Annotated in this window: 22 protein-coding genes; 5 read left to right on the top strand and 17 right to left on the bottom strand. The window is 48.1% G+C overall.

What is annotated here, in order from left to right:
- Positions 1-82: 82 nt before the first annotated feature.
- From treC to coxB, 14 genes are all read right to left on the bottom strand, one after another.
- A complete protein-coding gene (treC, locus tag ABN764_RS13045) occupies positions 83-1783 on the bottom strand; it encodes an alpha,alpha-phosphotrehalase (RefSeq protein ID WP_446672114.1) in 1701 nt (566 codons plus the stop codon).
- A 76-nt stretch (positions 1784-1859) separates the two neighbouring features.
- Complete coding sequence (treP, locus tag ABN764_RS13040; protein WP_174808746.1) at positions 1860-3272, bottom strand: PTS system trehalose-specific EIIBC component; 1413 nt, start codon at positions 3270-3272, stop codon at positions 1860-1862.
- Positions 3273-3614: 342 nt separating this feature from the next.
- Positions 3615-4331: a trehalose operon repressor gene (treR, locus tag ABN764_RS13035; RefSeq protein WP_446672113.1), complete on the bottom strand. Its 717-nt coding sequence runs from the start codon at positions 4329-4331 to the stop codon at positions 3615-3617.
- A gap of 405 nt (positions 4332-4736) precedes the next feature.
- Complete coding sequence (locus tag ABN764_RS13030) at positions 4737-6023, bottom strand: ABC transporter permease (RefSeq protein ID WP_065290181.1); 1287 nt, start codon at positions 6021-6023, stop codon at positions 4737-4739.
- A complete protein-coding gene (locus ABN764_RS13025; protein WP_446672112.1) occupies positions 6016-6921 on the bottom strand; it encodes an ABC transporter ATP-binding protein in 906 nt (301 codons plus the stop codon). The genes ABN764_RS13030 and ABN764_RS13025 overlap by 8 nt, the downstream gene beginning before the upstream one ends.
- Positions 6921-7823, bottom strand: a complete 903-nt coding sequence (locus ABN764_RS13020; RefSeq protein ID WP_446672111.1) for an ABC transporter ATP-binding protein — start codon at positions 7821-7823, stop codon at positions 6921-6923. Before ABN764_RS13020 ends, ABN764_RS13025 begins: the two co-directional genes overlap by 1 nt.
- A 29-nt stretch (positions 7824-7852) precedes the next feature.
- The gene (locus ABN764_RS13015) at positions 7853-8245 is read right to left on the bottom strand and encodes a GntR family transcriptional regulator (protein ID WP_021261259.1); all 393 of its coding nucleotides are present in this window, start codon (positions 8243-8245) and stop codon (positions 7853-7855) included.
- Between the two features lie 36 nt (positions 8246-8281).
- Entirely contained in the window at positions 8282-9007 is a 726-nt protein-coding gene (locus tag ABN764_RS13010; protein ID WP_446672110.1) for a hypothetical protein, read from the bottom strand.
- A gap of 344 nt (positions 9008-9351) precedes the next feature.
- Complete coding sequence (locus tag ABN764_RS13005; RefSeq protein WP_021256215.1) at positions 9352-9816, bottom strand: DUF420 domain-containing protein; 465 nt, start codon at positions 9814-9816, stop codon at positions 9352-9354.
- A gap of 87 nt (positions 9817-9903) precedes the next feature.
- Entirely contained in the window at positions 9904-10812 is a 909-nt protein-coding gene (gene ctaG / locus ABN764_RS13000) for a cytochrome c oxidase assembly factor CtaG (RefSeq protein WP_174808740.1), read from the bottom strand.
- 117 nt (positions 10813-10929) lie between these two features.
- A complete protein-coding gene (locus tag ABN764_RS12995; RefSeq protein WP_021256217.1) occupies positions 10930-11250 on the bottom strand; it encodes a cytochrome C oxidase subunit IV family protein in 321 nt (106 codons plus the stop codon).
- A gap of 4 nt (positions 11251-11254) precedes the next feature.
- Positions 11255-11875, bottom strand: a complete 621-nt coding sequence (locus ABN764_RS12990; RefSeq protein WP_021256218.1) for a cytochrome (ubi)quinol oxidase subunit III — start codon at positions 11873-11875, stop codon at positions 11255-11257.
- Positions 11872-13722, bottom strand: coding sequence for a cytochrome c oxidase subunit I (gene ctaD, locus ABN764_RS12985; protein ID WP_268626619.1), 1851 nt, complete (start codon positions 13720-13722; stop codon positions 11872-11874). The genes ABN764_RS12990 and ctaD overlap by 4 nt, the downstream gene beginning before the upstream one ends.
- 64 nt (positions 13723-13786) lie before the next feature.
- A complete protein-coding gene (coxB, locus tag ABN764_RS12980) occupies positions 13787-14860 on the bottom strand; it encodes a cytochrome c oxidase subunit II (protein ID WP_446672109.1) in 1074 nt (357 codons plus the stop codon).
- A 546-nt stretch (positions 14861-15406) separates the two neighbouring features.
- Here coxB and ABN764_RS12975 point away from each other — a divergent pair.
- Complete coding sequence (locus tag ABN764_RS12975) at positions 15407-16165, top strand: hypothetical protein (RefSeq protein WP_174811172.1); 759 nt, start codon at positions 15407-15409, stop codon at positions 16163-16165.
- Between the two features lie 144 nt (positions 16166-16309).
- On the opposite strand, the gene map is transcribed toward ABN764_RS12975, so the two are convergent.
- Together map and ABN764_RS12965 are read right to left on the bottom strand one after the other, a co-directional pair.
- The gene (gene map, locus ABN764_RS12970) at positions 16310-17098 is read right to left on the bottom strand and encodes a type I methionyl aminopeptidase (RefSeq protein ID WP_021256222.1); all 789 of its coding nucleotides are present in this window, start codon (positions 17096-17098) and stop codon (positions 16310-16312) included.
- A gap of 220 nt (positions 17099-17318) precedes the next feature.
- Complete coding sequence (locus tag ABN764_RS12965) at positions 17319-17507, bottom strand: hypothetical protein (RefSeq protein WP_021256223.1); 189 nt, start codon at positions 17505-17507, stop codon at positions 17319-17321.
- Positions 17508-17765: 258 nt separating this feature from the next.
- Here ABN764_RS12965 and ABN764_RS12960 point away from each other — a divergent pair, with 258 nt between their 5' ends.
- The 4 genes from ABN764_RS12960 (at position 17766) to ABN764_RS12945 (ending at position 21311) form a co-directional block, all read left to right on the top strand.
- On the top strand, positions 17766-18794 hold the full coding sequence (locus ABN764_RS12960) for a serine hydrolase domain-containing protein (RefSeq protein ID WP_446672108.1): 1029 nt from the start codon (positions 17766-17768) through the stop codon (positions 18792-18794).
- Positions 18795-18872: 78 nt separating this feature from the next.
- Positions 18873-20048 (top strand): MFS transporter, encoded by a 1176-nt coding sequence (locus ABN764_RS12955; RefSeq protein ID WP_446672107.1) that lies wholly within the window; start codon positions 18873-18875, stop codon positions 20046-20048.
- A gap of 182 nt (positions 20049-20230) precedes the next feature.
- Positions 20231-20836, top strand: coding sequence for a TVP38/TMEM64 family protein (locus ABN764_RS12950; protein WP_021256226.1), 606 nt, complete (start codon positions 20231-20233; stop codon positions 20834-20836).
- Positions 20837-21026: 190 nt separating this feature from the next.
- The gene (locus ABN764_RS12945) at positions 21027-21311 is read left to right on the top strand and encodes a hypothetical protein (RefSeq protein ID WP_021256227.1); all 285 of its coding nucleotides are present in this window, start codon (positions 21027-21029) and stop codon (positions 21309-21311) included.
- Between the two features lie 147 nt (positions 21312-21458).
- Here the strand turns inward: ABN764_RS12945 and ABN764_RS12940 are convergent, their stop codons facing one another.
- The gene (locus tag ABN764_RS12940; RefSeq protein WP_174810685.1) at positions 21459-22241 is read right to left on the bottom strand and encodes a sporulation protein; all 783 of its coding nucleotides are present in this window, start codon (positions 22239-22241) and stop codon (positions 21459-21461) included.
- Positions 22242-22363 lie beyond the last annotated feature (122 nt).

Here is a 22363-nt window from a genome sequence, read left to right as displayed (position 1 = left end):
TGCTTTCTTTTTTCCCCTCTGTCTCTCCCATTAAAAAAAGCAATGCCCGGCAGGATTCTGCCAAGCATTGCTTCTATTTTCTCTAGTCATGATTCCCGATAAGAAAGGCCACAGACTCATAAGGTCGGAGTGTAAGCTGTTGGATCGTACTCGGTGTATCCTTATAATTGCTGATAAGGATATGCGCTTCACCGTGTAGTGATACTTCCACTGGAAGCGTGAACTCCGCCTCCTCGCCATAGAAGTTGCTGATGACGACCAATCGCTCTGCTCCGTATGTGCGCATGTAAGCAAATATGCGCGGATCGTCCTTCAGCAACAGGCAGTAGTCGCCATGCACGATAATGTCATACTGCTTGCGCAGTGCAATCAATTGGCGATAATGGTGGAAGACCGAATCCGGATCGCGCAGTGCCGCCTCGGCATTGATGTCTTGATAATTCGGAGCCGAGCCGATCCAAGGGATACCCGTCGTGAATCCTCCGTGATGCGAAGCATCCCACTGCATTGGCGTGCGCGAATTGTCGCGCGACTTCTGCTGCAGTGCAGCCATAATATCCGCTTCAGGAACGCCCTGCTTCTGCAGCAGGCGATGCGCATTGATCGATTCGATGTCCCGATACTCGCTAATATGCGAGAAATGCGGATTCGTCATGCCGAGCTCTTCCCCTTGATACACGTACGGTGTGCCCTGCATCAAGTGCAGCGTCGTAGCGAGCATTTTCGCCGACTGCACGCGATAAGTGCTGTCATTGCCGAAGCGAGATACTACCCGCGGCTGATCGTGGTTGCACCAGAACAAGGCGTTCCAGCCGCCGCCTGTATTCATGCCAACCTGCCACTCGCTCATGATCCGCTTAAGCTGGAGGAAGTCGAAGTCAGCCTTGACCCATTTCTCCCCATTCGGATAATCAACCTTCAGATGGTGGAAGTTGAACACCATGCTCAGCTCGCGCTCATCCGGGTGCGTATACTTGATGCAGTTCTCCATCGTCGTCGACGACATTTCGCCAACCGTCAGCATGTGCTGATATTGCGAGAATACGCGCGCATTCATCTCCTTCAGAAACTCATGAATACGCGGTCCATCCGTATAATATTTACGTCCATCGGCCGTAGCCGTTGCCAGCGTATCATTCGGGTAGTCCTGATCCTTGGAAATCACATTGATAACGTCCAGCCGGAATCCATCAACGCCTTTGTTCAGCCAATAGTGCATCATATCATACACTTTATCCCGCAGCACCGGATTCTCCCAGTTCAAATCAGCCTGAGTAACGTCATATAAGTGCAAATAATATTGCTCCGTTTTCTCGTCATACGCCCAGGCGCTGCCGCCAAATTTAGACTGCCAATTGTTCGGCTCCCCTCCGTTCACGCCATCCTTCCAAATATAGTAGTTGCGAATCGGATTGTCCGTACTGCTTGCAGCCTCCTTGAACCAGACGTGCTCCGTCGAGGTGTGGTTAACGACGATGTCCATAATGATGCGGATATCTTTGTCGTGCGCTTTCTGTAACAATTTCTCGAATGTATCCATTGTGCCGTATTCCGGCTGAATACGGTAATAATCACTAATATCATAGCCGTTGTCTTTCTGTGGGGATTCGTAAATCGGCGTCAACCAAATGACATCGATTCCGAGCTCCTTCAAGTAGTCCAGCTTGTCGATAATCCCTTGCAAATCCCCAATTCCGTCACCGTTTGTGTCGTTGAAGCTCTTCGGATAAATCTGATAGATGACAGATTTCTTCCACCACTCCTGCTCCAATTGTTGTGTCATTGTCTTGCACCACCATGTAGTTCTTATTTTTAGTACGATATAGGAATCGCTCTGTGTATCGTTATGAATGCCCTAATTATGCCTGACGCTTCGTCTTCCCGATAATAAGCGTAATGACGAACGGTACAATCAACGCCACCGCCATGCCGAGGAAGAATGGAACCCACTGCTGCGGGAAGATAGATAGGAAGCCTGGCAATCCGCCAACGCCGATAGACACGGCCTTTACCTGAAATGCTGAGATAACGACTGCGCCTAATGCAGAGCCGATCATCGCTGAGATGAACGGGTACCGCAGCCGCAGATTCACACCGAACATCGCAGGCTCAGTAATGCCCAAGTAAGCAGATATCGCCGAGGTCACGGACATCCCTTTCAGCTTCTCGTCTTTAGTAACGAACACCATCGCAAGCGCCGCCGAGCCCTGCGCAATGTTGGACAAGGCGAGAATCGGCCATAGGAACGTGCTGCCCGTGCTTGCAATGAGCTGCAGGTCGACTGCCAGGAATGTATGATGCATACCTGTTACGACAAGCAGCGCATACAAGCCGCCGTAAATAAGTCCACCCAGTACAGCCGCATGCTCGAAAATTCCAACGAAAGCCGATGTGATGGCGTTGCCGATTGTGAAGGTCAACGGTCCAATCACGATAAAGGACAAAAACCCGGTAAGAAGCAGCGTAGTCGGAGCGACCAACAGCAGCTTGAAGCCATCCGGCACACGCTTGTTCAGAAAGCCCTCGATCTTCGCCAAGCAGAAAGCGGATACAAGTACAGGAAGCACTTGCCCTTGATAGCCAATCTTCTCGAATTCAAAACCAAACAAGTTCCAGTGCGGTACCGTACCATTCGCAACTGCATCCCCATATGCCCAAGCATTCAGCAAATCCGGATGGATAAGCATTAAGCCAAGTACAATCCCGAGCAGTTCACTGCCGCCGAACTTTTTAACCGCTGACCAGCCGATCAGCCCCGGCAGGAAGACGAAGGCGGTATTGGCGATCAGATTGATCATCTCCGCGAAACCCTTCCACTGGGCATATACATCAATGAAGGCTCGATCCGCAAAGAAGATGCCCTTGCCAGTCAATATATTGTTGATTCCCATCAATAGACCTGCCGTAATAATAGCAGGCAAAATCGGAATGAAGATATCTGCAAGCGCCTTCACTGCACGCTGCAATGGGTTTAGTTTCTTGGATGCCACATTCTTGATGTCCTGCGTAGACGCCCGTTCCCCACCGCTAATCTCAAGCAGCTTTTCGTACACCTTCTGTACAAGTCCTGGACCGATAATGACTTGGAACTGCCCATTCGTTGCAAATGATCCTTTGACAAGTTCATTCTTCTCCAATGCTTGCTGATCAACAATGCTTTCGTCGTTCAATGCAAAGCGAAGTCGAGTTACACAATGCGTAACCGCAGAAATATTTTCTTTTCCACCAATGGCTTCTAAAATCTGCTCAACCGAACGTTGATCAACTGCCATATCGATGTACCTCCCCAATGGAATCGCTTCCACGTTTGTTGAGATTATTATAACTTGTATAGACAGGTTTGTAAACACTTGTATAGACAAGTTGCTTTGGAGATCGTAAAAAACAGCGGTCACTCTAGGATTTCTTTTCTCATCCAAGACTGCTGCTGTTTCTTATAGTTTGGTTGCGTCCAATATAAAATTCGTAAAATCGGGCGGTTTTATCATTTGAATCGGAGTTTCGATCTCGCACTTCTCCCAATAAATTTAAACGTACGTCCTTCCGTATAGCTAAGGCTGCTTTAGCGCTTGAAATTATCCTTTTTACCATTACCGGAGTTACTTAGAACCCTGTCAGCGTCTCCGCGCAAAGTCAGTAAACACAAATCGTTCAGGATGATGGCGCGATTCCGTGTACTCGAACAACTCACCATCATGCATATATACATAGTTCTTCACAACGACGACGAAGCCGTACGATTTCATGATCAAGTGTTCCCGATCCTTGGCCGTCGCAGGCTCCACCTGGATCACGCGCTGGGCAAAGCCTATTTTGTGCCCTAACTGCTGTTCGATATAGTCGTATATCGAGCGCTCAGCAATTTCCTTCGTTAGGCCCTCCACCTTCTCCTTTAAAAAATAATTGATATCTAAAATAATGCGCTCTCCGTCAAGCTCGCGCACCCGATGCAGACAATATGCTGTTGCGCCCAATGGCAGCTTAGTCCGCTCATGCAGCTTGTCCGTAATCGTTATTTCCTCAAAATAAGGTACGGTCGTCTCGAACTTCTGCCCGCTGCTCTCGCTTGCTTCCTTGAAGCTGACCAATCCGCCGAATGAGAACGCGATGGCATTATTGTCTAGCACATATACACCCTTGCCAGGATGGCGATTGACAAGCCCTTCCTCGACAAGCAGATCGAGCGCGTTACGAATCGTTCCCCGGCTCGTGTCATAGATAACGCAAAATTCATGCTCCGAAGGAAGCTTTGTTCCCGGTGCATACTCACCTGAAGCAATCTTTCCCTTAATCTCTTCATAAATGGTCATGTATAGCTTACTTGTAGTCATCTTTATAACTAACCCCCAATAATGCTTCCGTCCTAACCTTTCTTGCTTGCCTCTATCATATCACGATTGCTGCAGCAGTTAAAAAGAAGGGCACCACACTACACGGTAACCGCTAAAGCCCAAGAAAAAGACGCTGTCCGCGCAGCGCCTTTCATGTTTTCACCTCAATCAGAGAATGTCATGGATAGAGCGACAAATAACGCTCAATTTTCATACTACCTACGTGGTAATGAATTGAATGAAACACACTCAAAGTAAGCTGGTTGAATAGAAAAAAACCTGATAAACCAAGGTATGGCTTAACAGGCAATATACATCTTCTTAAATCTATGCCTTCATTTGTTTCAAATATTGTGGTATCCGTCTCAATTATAACTGTTACTCACATGTGGTTTGAAGCTCGTACTAAATTTTGTACGCCTTCATCGCCTTGCGAAGTTCCTTCCACGATGGGCGCTTGCCGTACATCAGTACGCCCGTGCGGTAAATCTTCGCAGCAAGCCAGCCGAAGAACAGGATGGATACGATCAAGATCGCAATGCTCACCCAGAATTCCCACCATGCTGCATTTCCCGTACCAATCCGTAGCAGCATCGAGGTCGGTGTGAAGAATGGAACAAAGGATGTCGCTTTTACCAGCAAGGTGTTCGGTGACGACACGCTAAACATTACAATGTAGAATGCCGCCAACGATAGCATCGTAATCGGCATAATCGCTTGTGCCAAGTCTTCAGTCCGGCTAACGAGCGAGCCTACTGCTGCGAACAGCGTTGCATATAGGAAGTAGCCAAGCACATAGAGCAGCAATCCACCACCAACCACTGTCCAATCAATCATCGAGATATCGAAGTTGAGTGCCTTCAGTGGGGCTGAATTATGCGGCAGCAGCAGATTAATCATAACCACAACGAAGAACACAATAATTTGTATCAGCCCAAGTATGAACATGCCGATAATTTTCCCGAACATTTGCGCGAGCGGCGATACGCTCGTAATGAGAATTTCCATAATACGCGAGCTCTTCTCTTGCGTAACCTCGGATGCAATCATGTTACCTGTCATCGTATTCGTCATGAAGAACAGAATGATCAATACCATAACGACGATAATCGAAATCGTTTTTTGTATCGGATTTTCTTCCTTCGCTTTCTCGCCTTCCTTCACGATCTTCTGTGTATCAATCGTAACCGGCTTGCTCAGCTCTGCCTTCTGCTGTTCGGTAAGTGAATCCTTCACGAGCCACTCAGTCTTCACTGCACTTAATGCACCTGTAACCGTCGCCTCATCGCCATGTCCAAGCTCATCCTTGCCATGGAACACAACCTGCGGGAACGATTGCTTCTCCACATTGCCCGCTTCGTCCTTCTTTGGCTCGAACTTCAAGTATCCTTCCAGATCGCCGGACTCCGCTTTCTTGCGCAGCTCCTCTTCTGAAGCGGACGGAACAAGCTTTAAGTCGCTGCCTCCATGCTTCGTCATTTGATCTTCAAATGATTTCACAATGTCCGCGTACTCTCCACCCTGTACCAGACCGATTGATGTAGGTTCATTGCTCGAAAATTGCGAGATCAGATACGGAATATTAACCCCAACTGACATAATGAGTGCTAAAATAATCGTCGTAATGATGAACGACTTCGTCATCATCTTCGTCTTCAATGTGAATCGAATGACCGTCCCCAGGTTATGCATTAGATTCGCCTCCAACTGCTTTAATGAAGATCTCGTTCAATGTCGGCTCCTTCAGCTCGAACTGCTGAACTGTCGATTGTGCCATCGCAAGCTGCAGGATATCCTGTGCGGCCACTTCATTCGTAATGTGCAGTTTATAACCGTCTCCTGTTCGGGAAACGGATTGGACGCCTGCGATGCGATCCAAACCATCCACATCTCCACTCGTGCGCAGGATGACATGCTCTCGTGGATATTGAGATTTCAATTCACGCAGCGACCCTTGCAGCACCGCATTACCCTTTTGCAAAATCGTCAGGTTCTGGCACAGTTCTTCTACATGCTCCATCCGGTGCGTAGAGAACAGAATGCTCGTGCCTTGATCGCGCAGCTCCTTAACCGTCTCCTTCAACAATTCGACGTTAACGGGATCCAAGCCGCTGAACGCTTCGTCCAAGATGAGCAGCTTCGGCTTGTGAACAATAGCTGCAATGAAGCCGATTTTCTGCTGATTTCCCTTAGAAAGCTCCTCAATTTTCTTGTTGTAGTTTTCCGGTACATTGAACCGGTCCAGCCAATACTTTAGGTTCTTGTCTGCTTCCGCACGCTTCATCCCGCGCAGCTGCGCCAAGTACGTTACCTGCTCGCTAATCTTCACCTTCGGGTACATTCCCCGTTCCTCCGGCAAATACCCGAGGATGCGAGTCAGCCCATCATGATACGGCTTGCCATGATACGTAATCGAACCGCCATCTGGATAAATAAGACCGAGTACCATCCGCATCGTCGTCGTCTTGCCCGCACCATTCGCGCCAAGCAATCCGTAGATTTCCCCTTCTTCTACCTTAAAGCTAAGACCATTCACGGCTGTCTTGTCACCGTACTGCTTCACGACTTGCTGCAACTGTAATGGATTCATTACGCGTATACGCTCCCCTCAATATGCATCTCAATCATATATGCCAATATGTCATCCAGCTCCAATGCATGAGTCTGAACAACTTCAATCCCCTCATCATGTAAAAAGCGTCCTAAGCGAGATGCACCATATGCAATAAGTCTTGCTCCAAATCGTTCTGATTCAGCTCTCATCAATCCTGGCGCACCTTCGTAATCTGTCGCCTCGCCATCCACGACGAACACTTTCCAAGCATCGAACAGGGTGTCCTTTTCCGTAAAATGAAGCACCTTGCCCTTATGCATAATCAGAATATAATCGGCCAACCGCTTCACCTCATCCACGATATGTGTCGCGATTAAGACGGTCCGCTTCCCATCCTTTAAATACGAATGCAAATCATTGATCATCATGCGCCAAGATAGTGGATCGAACCCGGAGGACGGTTCATCAAGCAGCAGCAGCTCTGGCTGCGGACATATCGCAACGATCAAATCCAGCTTGCGGCGCATTCCCTTCGACAGCTTACTCAGCTTCTGCTTCGGCGGCAACTCATACTTCGCCATAAGCTGGTGGTAGAGCTGCCAATCCCATGAAGGATACCACTGTGAAACAAAGGATACGACTTGCTCCGCTGTCATATCGTCCTCCTCCGAATCAGAGTTCTCCGCTACGAAGCCAATTCGCGCCTTCACAAGTGTGCTTAGCTCTGGCTCTGTCTTCTCCTGCAGCACAGTTACCTTACCTTCATCAGGATGAACAAGTCCCAGGCACATTCCAAGCATCGTCGTCTTGCCAGACCCATTCGTACCTATGATTGCGGTGACACAGCCTTGTGGTATGCATATATTTAACGGGCCAATGCGGAAGTTGTCACGCTGCTTCACTACCTGTTTCATCTCAATTACATGTTGATTGTCCAATGCTTCTCCCCCCTTGTACGCACCAAATGCTAGCTCCCGCTGTGCTTACGCTGGATGATTTCCTGAAGCATCTGCATGAGTTCTTCAGTGGATACATCCACATGCATTGCAGCTTCTACGGCTTGCTCGAGTGCCTGCTCGATCGCTTCCTTGCGATACCTGTCGCGATCTGCCGCTTGAACCGGTGTCACAAATGTCCCCGTGCCTTGCTTCGTCCGCAGCATCCCTTCGTTCTCCAAGTCTTGATATACCCTTCTGACTGTAATCACACTGCATTGGAGCTGATTTGCGAATTCACGTATGGACGGAAGCAGCGTTCCCTCTTCTACCTGCCCGCTCAGGATGAGTGCACGAAGCTGGTGTTTAATTTGGGCATACAACGGTTCAGAACTGTTCGTATTAATTTGAATCGGTATAAACACCGCTTCTCATCACCTCCTGATTCATTCTGTGCTTCATTACATCCAATCTCGCTTCAAAACGATCTTACGCAGTCGATTCATTCCTATTACCATCGAATTGACGATGATAACAATGGACAACACGATACCCATCCAAGGGTACGATCGCGCTACGTCTACCACAGTCTGTAAAATACTTCCGTCCGCTACCCCTACCAGGACGGACACAACGGTTATAACGCCTAGTAGAATAAATGTATACCTCATATATAATCGTCCGCTCATGCTCAGCTCACACGAGATATACAACCAATTAACAGCAACAGCGTACGCTACCAGCATGAATACATAGGATAAGATGCTGATCCAGTCAAGACTTCTCAGTGTCTCACTGAGTAAGAAGTGCCCCACGATAACAATGCTCATATTAATCAGCAGAGCCACACACATCTGCATCGTACGTGAATACACTATGGTTCTCGCATCGATTGGGAGTATGCGCAGCTTCCGCATCCATTTCGTATACGAGTCATCCTTCATATATCGCATTGATCTTCGAGAGAAAAAGAAACCAAGATTCGGGATCGTAAAAAGAAACACAAAATCCGCAACCCCCTTGAAAGCTCTCGTCAAGACCTCGTCGCCACGAAATAAATCCCGCAACACCAGACCGCTCATCGTGGCCATATAAACACTGAACGCTACCGTCATCAACAAGCCCCACTTGAATCGAACAAGATCGCTCTTTACAAGCATCCACGCTTCTCTATATGGTCTGTGCACTTTAAAGCCCCCTTTATGCTCAACGTGATCCACCATAGCCCACTAAATCGACTGTGCTTACTCGCTCATCACTGTGCTTACTGTATATATCTTTATACACAGTATAATGAGTGACTACTTCCCTGTCAATCCATCATTAGGAAAAATAAACATTACCCTATCCAGACTCATCTTTATTTGCACCGTTAAAAGCCTACTATGCTGAAGAATCTAAGCATGCAAAAAAAGCTCGCCTTTCGCACTTAAAGTGCAGAAAGAACGAGCTTCTTCTAAACTAACTATCGCACTCACGAACAAACCAGCGACGTGGAAATCCTCTTCACAGATCGCCGTCTACTAGTTGATTACAGACCAAATATAGCATCTATTACTGGCTTTGTATGACCACCTGGATACAAGATATACAGCAAAAGATATACGGTTGCCCCTGTTATTGCAGTAATGAACCAGATGACAGAGGTGAACTTACCCAGCTTGCGGTGCTTCGCATAACTCCCTTTATACCCTGTATACAGTGTCGTCAAGCCGAACACAGCTGCTACAGCTGCAAGGACAATATGGAACAACAGGAAGACCAGATAATATACCTTAAGGTCATCCGGGCCGCCCCATGCGGTATTGCCAACGAAAACCGTGCGAGACGCATAAATAATGAAGAAGATTGTCGCAGCTACGGCCGCTGCCAGCATCGTCTTCTTATGCTGTTCCCGCTTGCCCTTAATAATTTGAGCCCAACCGATAGCGACCAATATGGCGCTGACGACGATGAACGTCGTGCTGATAGTTGGCATAATAAAGTACAGATCCACGAATGAAACGCCCTCCTCATATACATCGGCAACGAAGCAGCCAATAACTCTCCTGCTTCTGCTTACGCTACCCATTATAGAGCATTTTTACGAATTCAACTGCCCTTCTGCTGTGGTGTCCACAAAATCGTCATCATCTTTACTTTCACGTCTGAACCAGTGGACGAATACGTAGAAGAGAATACAGCCATACATCGTTTCTTGAATCAGCTTCATTAGAATGCCTCCGAGCTGTTGATCTTCAATCGGAGTGAACCAATTAAAGAAGCTAGGCCCATCAAATGCGGCGAGCATCTTTACAGGATCCCCGGATATGCAATAGCCCATTGCCTGCACCCAGGCTTCCTTGTCCACATACGTAGCATAGAGAGGCTCGCTTGCAAAGATGATTAATGCACAAGCAGGAGTAATTAGAACGCCATTCAAAAAAACATAGCCCATCTTCTTCACATCTGTCAACGAGTTCCACTCTGGTACCGGAACGACGATCGGCCACCACATCAGCATAGCAGCAATGAACAATACAATGTAGTAAATAATATGTTCCGTATAATGAGTCATGACATAATCATGCACTGCCGGCACATGATAGAAAGAGAACAAGGTATTGAATAGAACAGCGCTAAGAATCGGATTCGTCAACAGCTTCAAACGCTTCAGCGGCTTGCGATCCAATAGATATCGCCATAACCAGGACGGAATAGCTAATAATAGAAGCGGCGGTACAATGATGTACGATAATGCCATCATCGCCATATGGAAGGTAAACATCATATGACTCATCATATTAATAGGCCCGCCTTGAGCTAGGTAGAGCAAGCCTGTCCCAATTACAAACATTAGCTTCTTCGACGCAGGCACTGGCTCAGAAGATGAGAATCGATTGCGAAAAGGCCCTGTCAGCCCGAAATATAACACATTGATAAGCACCGTTGCTGCAAGGAACAACGGACTCCACACATCATAGAAACTGAAGTATTCTGTCAATCCGAACATAAATGTTCAGCCCTCCTCATCCTGCAACACCCGAGGCGCCACCATTTCGCCACATTTAGCCCTATTACGGAAAAAGAGGCGACGCTCTTCGCGTCCCCTCTTCTCACTTATCCGACTTTACCACCATACCCAATACACAGCCATTATAATGGCTGTGAAAGCAATGACGGCTCCACCTATCATGAACAGTATCGGAATCATATGTCCTTTATCTTTCATATGCATCCAATACCCCATCTGAATGACAACCTGCAAGACTGCCATGACGAGAAGGATGATAACCGTGAACGTTGGGTTTACTTCACCCGCTGAACCTACCGTAGCAAATGCGATCAACGTAAGCACAATAGAGAAGATGAATGCAATAATATGCTTCTGCTTGCCCTCATGCTTATGTCGACGCTTCGAGTTGTCTGATGTTACTTGGTGTGTTGTCACTTGGTTAACCCACCTTTCCCATGAGGTATACAACTGTGAAGATGAATACCCACACAACGTCGATAAAGTGCCAATACAGTGCGGAGACGTAAATCTTCGGTGCTGTAACCAAATTCAAGCCCTTCTTCATTGTTTGCAAAATAACAAGTGTGATCCATACGACACCAAAGGCAACGTGCGCACCATGGAAGCCGACCAGGGTGTAGAAGGATGAACTGAACGCACTCGTCGTAAACGTGTGACCTTCATGCACATATTCTACGAACTCGTATATTTCAAGACATAAGAATCCTAGTCCCAATGCAACCGTTACTGCGAGCCAGCTGAGCATGGCTTTGACTTCTTTGCGGTGCATCGCTTGAATAGCGAACACGCTCGTCAAGGAGCTGGTCAGCAAGATCATTGTAGCAGCCGCAATCATTGGAAGCTTGAACAGCTCGGAAGCGGCAGGACCATCACCGATTTGATTGCGCAGCGCAAGGAATGTTGCGAACAGCGTACCGAACAATACCGCCTCTCCGCCAAGGAACAACCAGAAGCCGACGACCTTATTGCGGCCTTCTAGGGTTGCTTTTTCCGGCTCATGTGGCCATTCGCCTTCTGCGTGATGTGCATGTGCACTCATGCTTTAACCCCCTTCTGCTCCAACTCTTCCGGTTCGATATGATATCCATGGTCGTCCTTAATTGAACGCAGGAACATACAGCCGAATGTAATCAGCAAGCCGAAACCTGCCACGATATGATTGTTGAACAAACCGTTCAGCAGTGCATTATTGAAATCATCCTTCGCGAACATGAAGCCGAAGCCTGCCACGAACAAGCCAACAGACATCATGAACGGGAGAATAGATGGCGATGGCATATGAATGGAACCAATCGGCTCTGCAGCCGGCATTTCCGTGTTGCCCTCCATCTTTTCTTTCCACCAAGCATCATAGCCGCGCACAAGCGGAGTTTGCTTGAAGTTGTACTCTGGCGGTGGAGATGGAATTGTCCATTCCAGCGTACGTCCATCTTCCCAAGGATCGTTGCCCAGGTTCTTCGGATCTCTTGATGTAATTGCAATGTTGTACAAGAACATAAGAACCCCGATGCCCATCATGATTGCCCCGATCGTACTTACCAAGTTCATGAGGTCGAAGCCTTGATTCGGCAAGTACGTAAAGACCCGACGCTGCATTCCAATCAAACCAAGGAAATGCTGAACGAAGAATGTCAATTGGAATCCAATCCAGAACATCCAGAAGGTAGCTTTGCCTAGTCCTTCACGAAGCATGCGTCCGAACATCTTCGGCCACCAGAAATGGAGCCCTGCGAACAAGCCGAGCACCAAGCCCCCAACAATAACGTAGTGGAAGTGCGCTACGACGAAGTACGTATCATGGAACTGGAAGTCAGCAGGCGCAGATGCCAGCATGACGCCCGTAACCCCACCCATAACAAATGTTGGAATGAAACCTACTGCGTACAGATTGGCCGCGGTGAACTTAATCGAACCGCCCCACATCGTGAATAGCCAGTTAAATATTTTAATACCGGTTGGTACTGCGATAAGCATCGTTGCAATCGAGAACAGCGCATTCGCTACTGGCCCAAGACCGACTGCGAACATATGGTGAGCCCATACCATGAAGCCTAAGAAACCGATCAGGATCGTTGCGAATACCATGGAGCTGTACCCGAATAGGCGCTTGCGAGAGAACGTACTGATGACGTCAGAGATAATCCCGAACGCCGGCAAAATCAGAATGTACACTTCCGGGTGACCGAAGATCCAGAAGATGTGCTGCCAGAGCACCACACTTCCTCCATTCGGTACATAGAAGAAGTTCCCTCCAAACAAGCGGTCGAACATGAGCAGGATCAATCCTACCGTTACAGCAGGGAAAGCGAACAGAATTAATGCAGACGTAATAAAGGACGCCCATGTAAACATCGGCATGCGCATGAAGGACATTCCCGGCGCGCGCATGTTAATAATCGTTGCCAAGAAGTTAATGCCCCCGATGAGTGTACCCAAACCAGAAATCTGCAAGCCGATGGTGTAGAAATCCACACCGTGCGTTGGGCTATAATCCGTATTTGATAACGGTACGTAAGATGTCCAGCCTGCATCAGGCACACCGCCCATCAGCCAGCTCAAGTTCAGCAGCAAGCCGCCGAAGAAGAATGTCCAGAAGCCGAGTGCGTTCAAGAACGGGAACGCAACGTCACGAGCCCCGATCTGCAGCGGGATAATGGCATTCATAAGTGCAAAGATAATCGGCATTACGCCGAGGAAAATCATCGTTGTGCCGTGCATGGTAATCAATTCATTAAAAGTTTTTGCGTCTACGAAATCATTCATAGGCTGAATCAATTGTATCCGGATTAAGATGGCTTCAATACCGCCAATACCGAAGAAAAGAGCCCCGGCGATAAGGTACAGAATGCCGATCTTCTTATGGTCGACCGTCGTCAGCCAATCCATCAGGCCGCGATGTCGCTTCACCGTGTGAGCCAAGGTCGTTACCTCCCCTAGAAGATGCTGAAATCTACTGCTTATTGATTGCTTTCAAGGAATCTAGCTTGTATTCTGCCAAGTACTTCACGATGCCATCGAGTTCTTGCTCAGACAACTTATCTTTGAATGCTGGCATCTTATTGCCAGGCTTCACCTTCTCAGGATCCTGAATCCATTGACGAAGTTGCTCCTCAACCTTCTTCTGATCCAATGGCTCATCAGCAGTTTCACGGTTAAGCATAATACCAGCAACTGCTTCACGGCTGCCAAACCCCTTCAAGTTAGGTCCCATGGACGGCTTATTATCGATAGCGTGGCAGGACAAGCAATTCTGCTTGAAGCTCTCTGCAACTTGTGTGTCACCTTCGAACGGTTTTGGTTCAGCCTTCATCTCATTCACCCAAGCCGTGAACGTGTCTTCGCTGACCGCCTTCACTTTAAATTCCATAAATGCGTGGGAGTATCCGCATAGCTCAGCGCACTTCCCGCGATACACGCCTTCTACATATGTCTCAATATACATCTTGTTGACGTTGCCGGATGGGTTCGTATCCATCTTGCCCGCAATGGATGGAAGCCAGAAGGAGTGAAGGACATCAGCTGTCTTCAACTCAAGAGCAATTTTCTTCCCGTTCGGAACAATCATGTCTTGAGCTGTTGTAATCCCATACTCAGGATATTCGAATTCCCACCAATATTGATGACCTGTTACCTTAACCTTAATTGCATCTTTGTCTTGGCTATAGTCCTCAGCGAAGGCAAATACATACTTCACCGTTGGAACTGCCAAAATAATGAGGAGGATGATCGGAATGACCGTCCAAATCACTTCAAGCTTGTGGTTCCCTTCGACTTGCTTCGGAATCTCGTTCTGTCCCGGTCGTCTGCGATAGCGAAGGACGACATAAATGGAAATACCGAATACGACAACAACGACTATCGTCATAATCGTAATCGCCAACTGCATTAATCCGAACTGCTTGTCTGCAATGGGCCCCTGCGGATTGAGAGCCGATATATCAGCACGACCGCAAGCACTTAGGAGCAGGACGAGTCCGGCGAACAGTGGAAGTAGTCGCTTCACTGCGTGCCACCGATTCATCATTGATCAACCCCACTTTGTACGTTTTCGCTGATTACCCCATCGCATGCTGTGTCGAAATCTCAATGCAAGTGCCCCTATGGCTTAGAAGTGAGTACAAGCTGCCGTCCATCCAAATAAGCCAATATTAACCAATCATTCATCACGCAGAGAATCCATTGCGCAATGAAGGCGCATGCATATTCGAATTCAGACCGGTAAGAATCCTTCGTCAGAAGTCATTCTCATGTTCGAATGCCTTCAGGCAGGCCCCGGTTTAAACACGGATGTCGTAATCCTGTCAATTACTACAATCACTTACCTAAATATAATTTCCATATATTTATTTGTCAATGTTTCCCGGTCAGTTCACAAAGTGTTCAAATACTCTGAAAAACGGCTTTATATCAGTATTTGTAAACGGTTACAAAATACAAAATGAGACTGCTCGCCTTTGTCGAAACCACTCAATTTCTGGCAGTTTCCTGCCTGTTTTGATCACAAAAATCTATATTCCGCATACTCGCATGTTGATTTTTGAACACTAATGGAAGTAAATAAGGAGGTTGAATGGAGTTGTCAAATGATGTTCACAACAACGCAAATCACGTTCACTGGATTGTCACATTTATAATTGCCGCTGTCATGCTGATCTCTTCCGGCTGTGCTGGGATGGAGGCTGAGAAGTCAAGGTCGCCGGGAGGCAACACGAAGGCGAACTATGCAGATCGGAAGGTTAAGGAGCAATCAGCACCTTCTGGAACCCCGTTGCCCCAAATGGGCACCGAAAGCAACCATCGTACGAAACAGAACACAAAGCAGTCCCATTCCACATCTCAGCCGCAGGCATTGTCTAATCCGCGTCCCCTGTTCATCAATCAATCTGTCAGCGATGCTGTCGGACACCTGGATGGAATCAGTGTAGCCTATGTCTTGCAGCATAAGGATACCGCTTATGTCGCGCTCACGCTTGATGGCACAGGCCTAGGTACAATCGGCAGCGGAGGCAAGCATGAGCAATCCCGAATCGGCGCCCCAAATACAGCTGGACATATGGAACGCGAGGCGAATCGCTGGCCCCCGCGCTTCATTACATCGGATAGTCCGGTACGTACAGTGAAGCAGAGCGACAAATTATCAGATGAGCTCCTTCACACCATCGACAAGACGGTTCGGAGTCAGACCTCTGGGGTGAAACATGTTCGAATTAGCGCCAATATGGACTTATTCAACGGATTAACTCCTTATGTCATGCACGCTTATCCAGGAGATTCTCTGCAATTCGCAGAGGCGGATATTATGAAGCTTATACACCGCACAATGCACTAACAACTCATGAGACGTCGAACAACTCTAACTGACGATGAGAATGATGAGTGTTACTTGCACTAGTTTTAGGGAGGGATGCAGGCCGCATCGCTCCCTCATATTTCTACCTATATAATTATGGGTATATAGTTGATTTGCCCTATCCTAAGTCCATGACGAATTATTCTTTCCCCCTGGTGTAAATGGAAGACAAGTCAAAATACGCGGTCCATCTGCAGTCACCGCTACGGTATGCTCGAAGTGCGCTCCCCAGGAACCGTCACATGTAGCAACAGACCATCCATCTGCACCCAGAATCACATCACCAGATGTACCTAGCGTAAATATCGGTTCAAGCGTTATGACCATCCCTTCTTCCAAATTAGGCCCACGTCCAGGCCATCCATCATTCGGAATTTCAGGAGGTTCATGAATAGACTGCCCAATACCATGCCCCACAAGCGCAGTAACGACTCCATAGCCCGCATCACGCCCCATTCGTCCGATCGCAGCCGCTATATCCCCAACCGCCCTTCCAGGGGTCGCCAGCTTCGCTGCGTATCGTAATGCATGAAGTGTCTGTTGCATAAGACGCTTGGCCTCAGGTTGTATGTGGCCAATTCCATAGGTCCATGCCATATCTGCGAGCCATCCTTTGTAATTCACCACAAAATCTATCGTAACGAGGTCACCTGATTTAAGAGGTTTTGCAGACGGGAATCCATGGCATACAACCTGATTCACTGATGCGCATGTTGCATACGGATATCCATAATACCCTTTCTGCTCAGCAGTTGCTCCCTGCTGCAATAACCAGCTCTCTACGAACTGGTCAATTTCCACCGTTGTAACGCCAGGTGCGAGCCTTGACGCCACTTCACGATGACAGCGGGCTGCCAAGTATCCTGCCTTCTGCATCAGCTCTAGCTGCGCAGCAGTCTTCGTATTCTCCATCGCTTACTCCCCCAACGTTACATGTCCCAATGATAAGTATATGCACGGGATCATCTGTTATAGAAGCACTATTGGAACCCCTTCATTTAACCCATACATACGCAAACAAGGCGCCCCGATTTACCGGCGCGCCTACTCTGTACGTATTCTCAGTTATTCCTTACATTCGCAGGTTAGCACTTCAGTTCCTCGTAATGTCTGATCAGAGACGGTTATGACGTTACGACACACTGGAATCCATTTTGCACATTTCCAATTCTACAAGCTGAGTTAATTCATCTTCATAGCCACCCATAATCCGGTACTTCCGGATGTACTCCTTCACGAATTTCCGAGGATTCTTCGGACGGAAAATACGTGTCATCTCCAACAAGCTTTCTTTCACTTCGTTGTGACCTTTTGTTGCCATGAAAATTCCCTCCCAAAGCGTTGTAGATCATGCCCCGCAACGGAGAACCAATTGGACTATCGCTTCACTTACTGGAATTTGCAACCTTTTAGTTCTAGTATATCATATTCAGCCGAGCTGCAAAATCACACCAACATATCTTAATCATTTCTCCATTGGGTATGCTAGTAACAACATTAGAGTTAACATACAACGCGTAATCATGCTGTCGTAAGGCTTAAATTCCATCACTACTACAATAAACAGGAGCAATCTCAAATGAATCAGCATCCCTCAAGTCCAATTCAAGCTTACGCAGCGGAACAGGCTGGATTTGACCATGGTAAATTGCAGCAGGCATTGGGTACGCTGCCTAAATTATTCCCCCGTATGTATTACTTCGCGTGTGCGCGTCATGGACAAGTAATCGCAGAGGTGTATGCCGAAGGGGTAAGACCTGGGCAATTCTATGATCTGCGTTCCGCTACCAAAAGCTTTATCTCAACACTCGTGGGCATTGCCGTTCATCGTGGGGACATGCCTTCGCTGCATGAACCAATTGCTGACTATTTGCCGCAAGACATCGTGGGCAAACGCCAGAAAGATACTTGGTGGCACCGCATTACCTTCAAGCATTTGCTTACAATGACATCAGGCTTGCTATGGGAGACAGGCAATCGACTCGGAGAGCGCTGGATACGCAGCTTCCATAACAGCAGCAGCTGGGTAAAGTATGCGCTGCGACTGCCCGTCCATCCCGAACGGTTCGGACAATTTCAATATCGGAGCATTGATTCCCATCTGTTATCGGTTCTGCTCACCTCTTGCACTGGGATACGTGCAGATGAATATGCAAGAGCGCATCTCCTATCTCCAATAGGCATCGATCATTACCGCTGGGACTTATCCCCTGACGGGCATGCAGCAGGCCATGTTGGGCTCTGGCTGACTGGCCCAGATATGCTTCGATTCGGCCAGCTCATACTAGACGGTGGTTCCATCCAACCTGCTGGTAATGAAGGATCAGACGAGCGCATTCACGTCATACCCTCTGCATGGATTGCGGAATCGCATCGCCCCTATTCACCTGGCATTCCGGCTTTTGGCGCCTACGGCTACCAATGGTGGCTCCACCAATTAGGCAGCGAGGAGGCAGCTTGTGCAGTTGGTCATGGCGGACAAGTGATATATGTAGTGCCGTCGCGCTCCCTTACTGCCGTGTTCGCTGGCAATCCTTATGTATGCCGGTGGAGACATCCGAAGCGTTGGATGGAAGAGCAGCTGTTGTCTGCTGCTACATTTTCTTAATATTCAATCCGACTATCGCTGCTGGCGAGGGCTTGTGCCGCACGATATAATGGTACAATCAGGAAAGGGGCGTTGTATGTGAAAAAAATTCGTGCATTAGGCATGGGAAGGGACATCGTGCTGCTAGCCGTCATCTTATTCTTCGTTGAATTTGTGCGAGGAGCAGCGCTCGTTTCATTCATCCCTATCTATGGCCAGAACATACTGTACATTAGCCTTGCCATTATCGGGGCCGCGACTACCGCACATTACTTGACGGATACGCTGCTTAAGACAGCTATCGGATATTTGCTGGATCGTTTCCCCGCCAGATTGATTATTAATATAGGATTGCTTATTTCACTGACAGGGATTGCTCTGTTCCATTACGGAAATATTCCATGGGTGTTCATCTTGGCAGCTGCCTTATATGGCGTTGGAATATCTCCCGTATGGATTGTCTGCTTAACGAAGGTAAAAGAAGATCAACGAGCTGCCCAAATGGGCTTCCTCTATATGATATGGCTGGTTGGGATGGGCGCCGGCCCTGTCGTGTTGAACCTTATCCTAGACTATAAGCCTGAAATCTCTTATTGGCTGCTTGTTGCCTTGTCCACTGTCGCTTGGCTGCTTAGCTTTTTTGTCGCAGGCGGCAAGCAAGCTGAACGTATTTCCGTTCCATTTCGTGAGCAGTGGGAGGCACTGCGCGAGAAGCTGAAGGCGATCAAGCCGCTGCTGCCCGGCATGATTCTGCAAACACTCGGAGCAAGCATGCTTGTGCCGATTCTGCCCACATTTGTTGCAGAGTCTTTATCATTCACCGAGCACAGAGAATACTCACTTCTTCTGCTCCTCGGCGGCGGCTGTACAGTACTTGGGCTAGTCCCGATGGGCAAATGGTCGGATAAGAGCAGCCGCAAGCCATTCCTTGTGATTGGATTCGGCATATTCGCCTTGACGCTTGCCTCATTGTCACTGCACCCGTCGAAGTTGGTGGCTTACGGACTTGCCGTGGTTCTTGGCCTGTCATATTCAGCAGTGCTTCCCGCGTGGAATGCACTGCTCGCCCTCTATGTCCCACCTGGTCAGAAGGGACTGGGATGGAGTCTGTTATCCACTGTGGAGGGCATTGGCGTTCTCATCGGCCCCGTTCTCGGGGGCTTCATTGCGAGCGCCACGTCTGCCAGCATGGTCGTATGGGTTAGCGCGGCATTGTTCGGTATCGTCTCCATCGTGTATTTGCTGTTTCCATCACGCTGGTTTGCCGAGCAATAGCTTCAACGAACCATTATGCAGCGAGTTTCGGTGAGTTCCGGAAATTGTAATGAGGTTTCTATTTTATCTAATTCATGAACCGCTGTAGATTCAAGACAATGAAACTATTAGAACGCTCATACGTTACATGTACTAAGCAACAGCGTAAGGAACTGTAGTTTCAACATCGGGAGGAACTTGTTTTGTGGGAGTGGATACATAACACAATCAGTTGGCTTAAACATTTGGATATCAATCAAGTCGAGCATTGGATGCAGCAATATTCGAACTTGGGGCCGTTACCTGGCATATTGCTCCCGCTCGTGGAGGCCATCCTGCCTTTCTTGCCGCTTATCGTATTTGTTATGGCAAATGCAGCAGCATACGGCTTAGGGCTTGGCTTCCTCTATTCCTGGATTGGCGCAAGCCTTGGGGCTTGCCTTGTATTCTGGCTGGCTCGTAAGTTCGGCGGCCGGTTCAGCGCTTACCTGCAGAAGAACATGCCTTCATCGCAGCGATTCTTCTCGTGGTTGGAGACCAAAGGATTCACACCATTGTTCATCTTATATTGTTTCCCATTCACACCATCAGCGCTAATCAATATCGCAGCAGGAATTAGCACGATCCCGTTTCGTACATTCATTTGTGCCGTATTTGCCGGGAAGTCGGTTGTCATATTCATCATGGCCTTCATCGGCCACGACTGGCAGGGATTTATCCATCAGCCATGGCGCATTCTAGTCGCGGTTGCTGTTCTGTTCCTGCTCTGGCTCGGCGGGAAGAAGCTCGAAGCTCATTATCAACTCTAGAAGCTGTAGACATCATTTACTAAGGAATCGAATCGCTCATTCTTTAAATAACTGATTCGTTTCCTTTGTATTCATCACAGGATATTTTCAAGTAGGCAGGGCACCTTAATAAGAGCATTCAATGAGGTGATGATCCATCACCTGAAGCTTGCCGCTTGCACGCAGCAAACGAAAGGAGCTCATGACCTGCATGACTGAAAATGACCATAAGATGAATCCGATATCGAGGGAGCATGTTGAAGTGGACGGCATCTATGCCAATGAATGGGGACGCGAGGAAGTATTGCACCGCGGTCAGACCTTCCCATCTGATCCTCAGCTTGGTGCTTCGGAGTGGGAGCTCCAGCAATATTTGTTCGACAATCACCACACGGGTGAGACGGATCAGCGGCTTATTGCCAAATCAGATGAGACAAGGCAGAAGCAGTCCAAGCAAACGAGTCCGCGCAAGCATACCGACCGTGGCGATAAATAAGCCGCATATGTTCATACTTCCTTAAAATGATAGGGAGAAATTCCAAGCTGTCTACAGCTCCGAATCTCTCCCTTCGTTATGTATATTCGATTCATATAGCCAATCGGTTGAAGCGTGAGGCAATCTTACCTTGCACATCTGGAGCAATTACAAGTACTGTCGGATCATTTCTGCCAGTTCACCCGCGAAGCCTTCAGCCCCCATGCTGCGCCATTCGAGGTTCGTAAGCGAAAAGCGAAGGAAATGATCAACTGTCGTATCCGTATCTACAAGTATCCCCCGCACATTACGCGCACGTCCATTGAGATAAACGAGTAGTTCTGTCTGGTGTTCTGCCGCCAAAAAGATGAGCTCCATCTCTTCAACTTCTCCGCGAAAATAAGAGGTAGGAATGAATTCGAATTGCTGTACAAATGGGAATTTACCGCCGATTCGTGGGGCATGAATACAGTCCGCAGTCCGCAGTCGGAAGCCAAGTCGGTTCACACCGTCAATTACAATGCTCTGCTCGACCGTAGGGATAATTTCGATTCGATCGTGGTCATTTGGCTCGATGTCGCTAGTACGGTCTATGCCTAGCTCTATCATCAGCCATACAGGGGTGTTATCAATCGTAAGTGGAACCCGATTCGGCAATACAATGGAGAATGACTCATCCTTCGTCTCACTCGTACTTAGCGTGAAGGATTCACAGATTGTATAGCGCTCAAGCTCACAATAACTGCGCTCACTTCGACCATCCAATTGGCGCGCATACTCCGTCATTAATACAAGCTCAAGGCGCTCGACATACTGTGGGATATGGCCTCCCCGCAGCTTCACAATTCCACGCAATTCCTCGCCCGGTGCATATCTTCCACGTTCCAGAAGCGTATCGATCTGGGCTGTGCCAAGACCAATGCTCCCTAGGAAACGGTTGAACATGGACATTACCTTGTCCCTCCCCTGAACTATTCACATGAGCAAATATGGAAAATGTTTCTTATATCCATTCGACGGCTTCCCCATTTTCCCTTTTCGACACGAGCAAGAAATACTCAATTTTGAACGAT

Origin of the sequence: Paenibacillus wuxiensis (genome assembly GCF_040195695.1) — a bacterium.
GTDB classification, from domain to species: domain Bacteria; phylum Bacillota; class Bacilli; order Paenibacillales; family Paenibacillaceae; genus Paenibacillus_B; species Paenibacillus_B suaedae.
This window is presented reverse-complemented; position numbering and strand designations above follow the sequence as displayed.

Excerpts from the sequence above, each read along its gene's own strand:
- treC (WP_446672114.1), bottom strand. The coding sequence starts at position 1,783 with ATGACACAACAATTGGAGCAGGAGTGGTGGAAGAAATCTGTCATCTAT.
- treP (WP_174808746.1), bottom strand. The coding sequence starts at position 3,272 with ATGGCAGTTGATCAACGTTCGGTTGAGCAGATTTTAGAAGCCATTGGT.
- treR (WP_446672113.1), bottom strand. The coding sequence starts at position 4,331 with ATGACTACAAGTAAGCTATACATGACCATTTATGAAGAGATTAAGGGA.
- ABN764_RS13030 (WP_065290181.1), bottom strand. The coding sequence starts at position 6,023 with ATGCATAACCTGGGGACGGTCATTCGATTCACATTGAAGACGAAGATG.
- ABN764_RS13025 (WP_446672112.1), bottom strand. The coding sequence starts at position 6,921 with ATGAATCCATTACAGTTGCAGCAAGTCGTGAAGCAGTACGGTGACAAG.
- ctaG (WP_174808740.1), bottom strand. The coding sequence starts at position 10,812 with ATGTTCGGATTGACAGAATACTTCAGTTTCTATGATGTGTGGAGTCCG.
- ABN764_RS12990 (WP_021256218.1), bottom strand. The coding sequence starts at position 11,875 with ATGAGTGCACATGCACATCACGCAGAAGGCGAATGGCCACATGAGCCG.
- ctaD (WP_268626619.1), bottom strand. The coding sequence starts at position 13,722 with ATGGATTGGCTGACGACGGTCGACCATAAGAAGATCGGCATTCTGTAC.
- coxB (WP_446672109.1), bottom strand. The coding sequence starts at position 14,860 with ATGATGAATCGGTGGCACGCAGTGAAGCGACTACTTCCACTGTTCGCC.
- ABN764_RS12975 (WP_174811172.1), top strand. The coding sequence starts at position 15,407 with ATGGAGTTGTCAAATGATGTTCACAACAACGCAAATCACGTTCACTGG.
- map (WP_021256222.1), bottom strand. The coding sequence starts at position 17,098 with ATGGAGAATACGAAGACTGCTGCGCAGCTAGAGCTGATGCAGAAGGCA.
- ABN764_RS12965 (WP_021256223.1), bottom strand. The coding sequence starts at position 17,507 with ATGGCAACAAAAGGTCACAACGAAGTGAAAGAAAGCTTGTTGGAGATG.
- ABN764_RS12960 (WP_446672108.1), top strand. The coding sequence starts at position 17,766 with ATGAATCAGCATCCCTCAAGTCCAATTCAAGCTTACGCAGCGGAACAG.
- ABN764_RS12945 (WP_021256227.1), top strand. The coding sequence starts at position 21,027 with ATGACTGAAAATGACCATAAGATGAATCCGATATCGAGGGAGCATGTT.
- ABN764_RS12940 (WP_174810685.1), bottom strand. The coding sequence starts at position 22,241 with ATGTCCATGTTCAACCGTTTCCTAGGGAGCATTGGTCTTGGCACAGCC.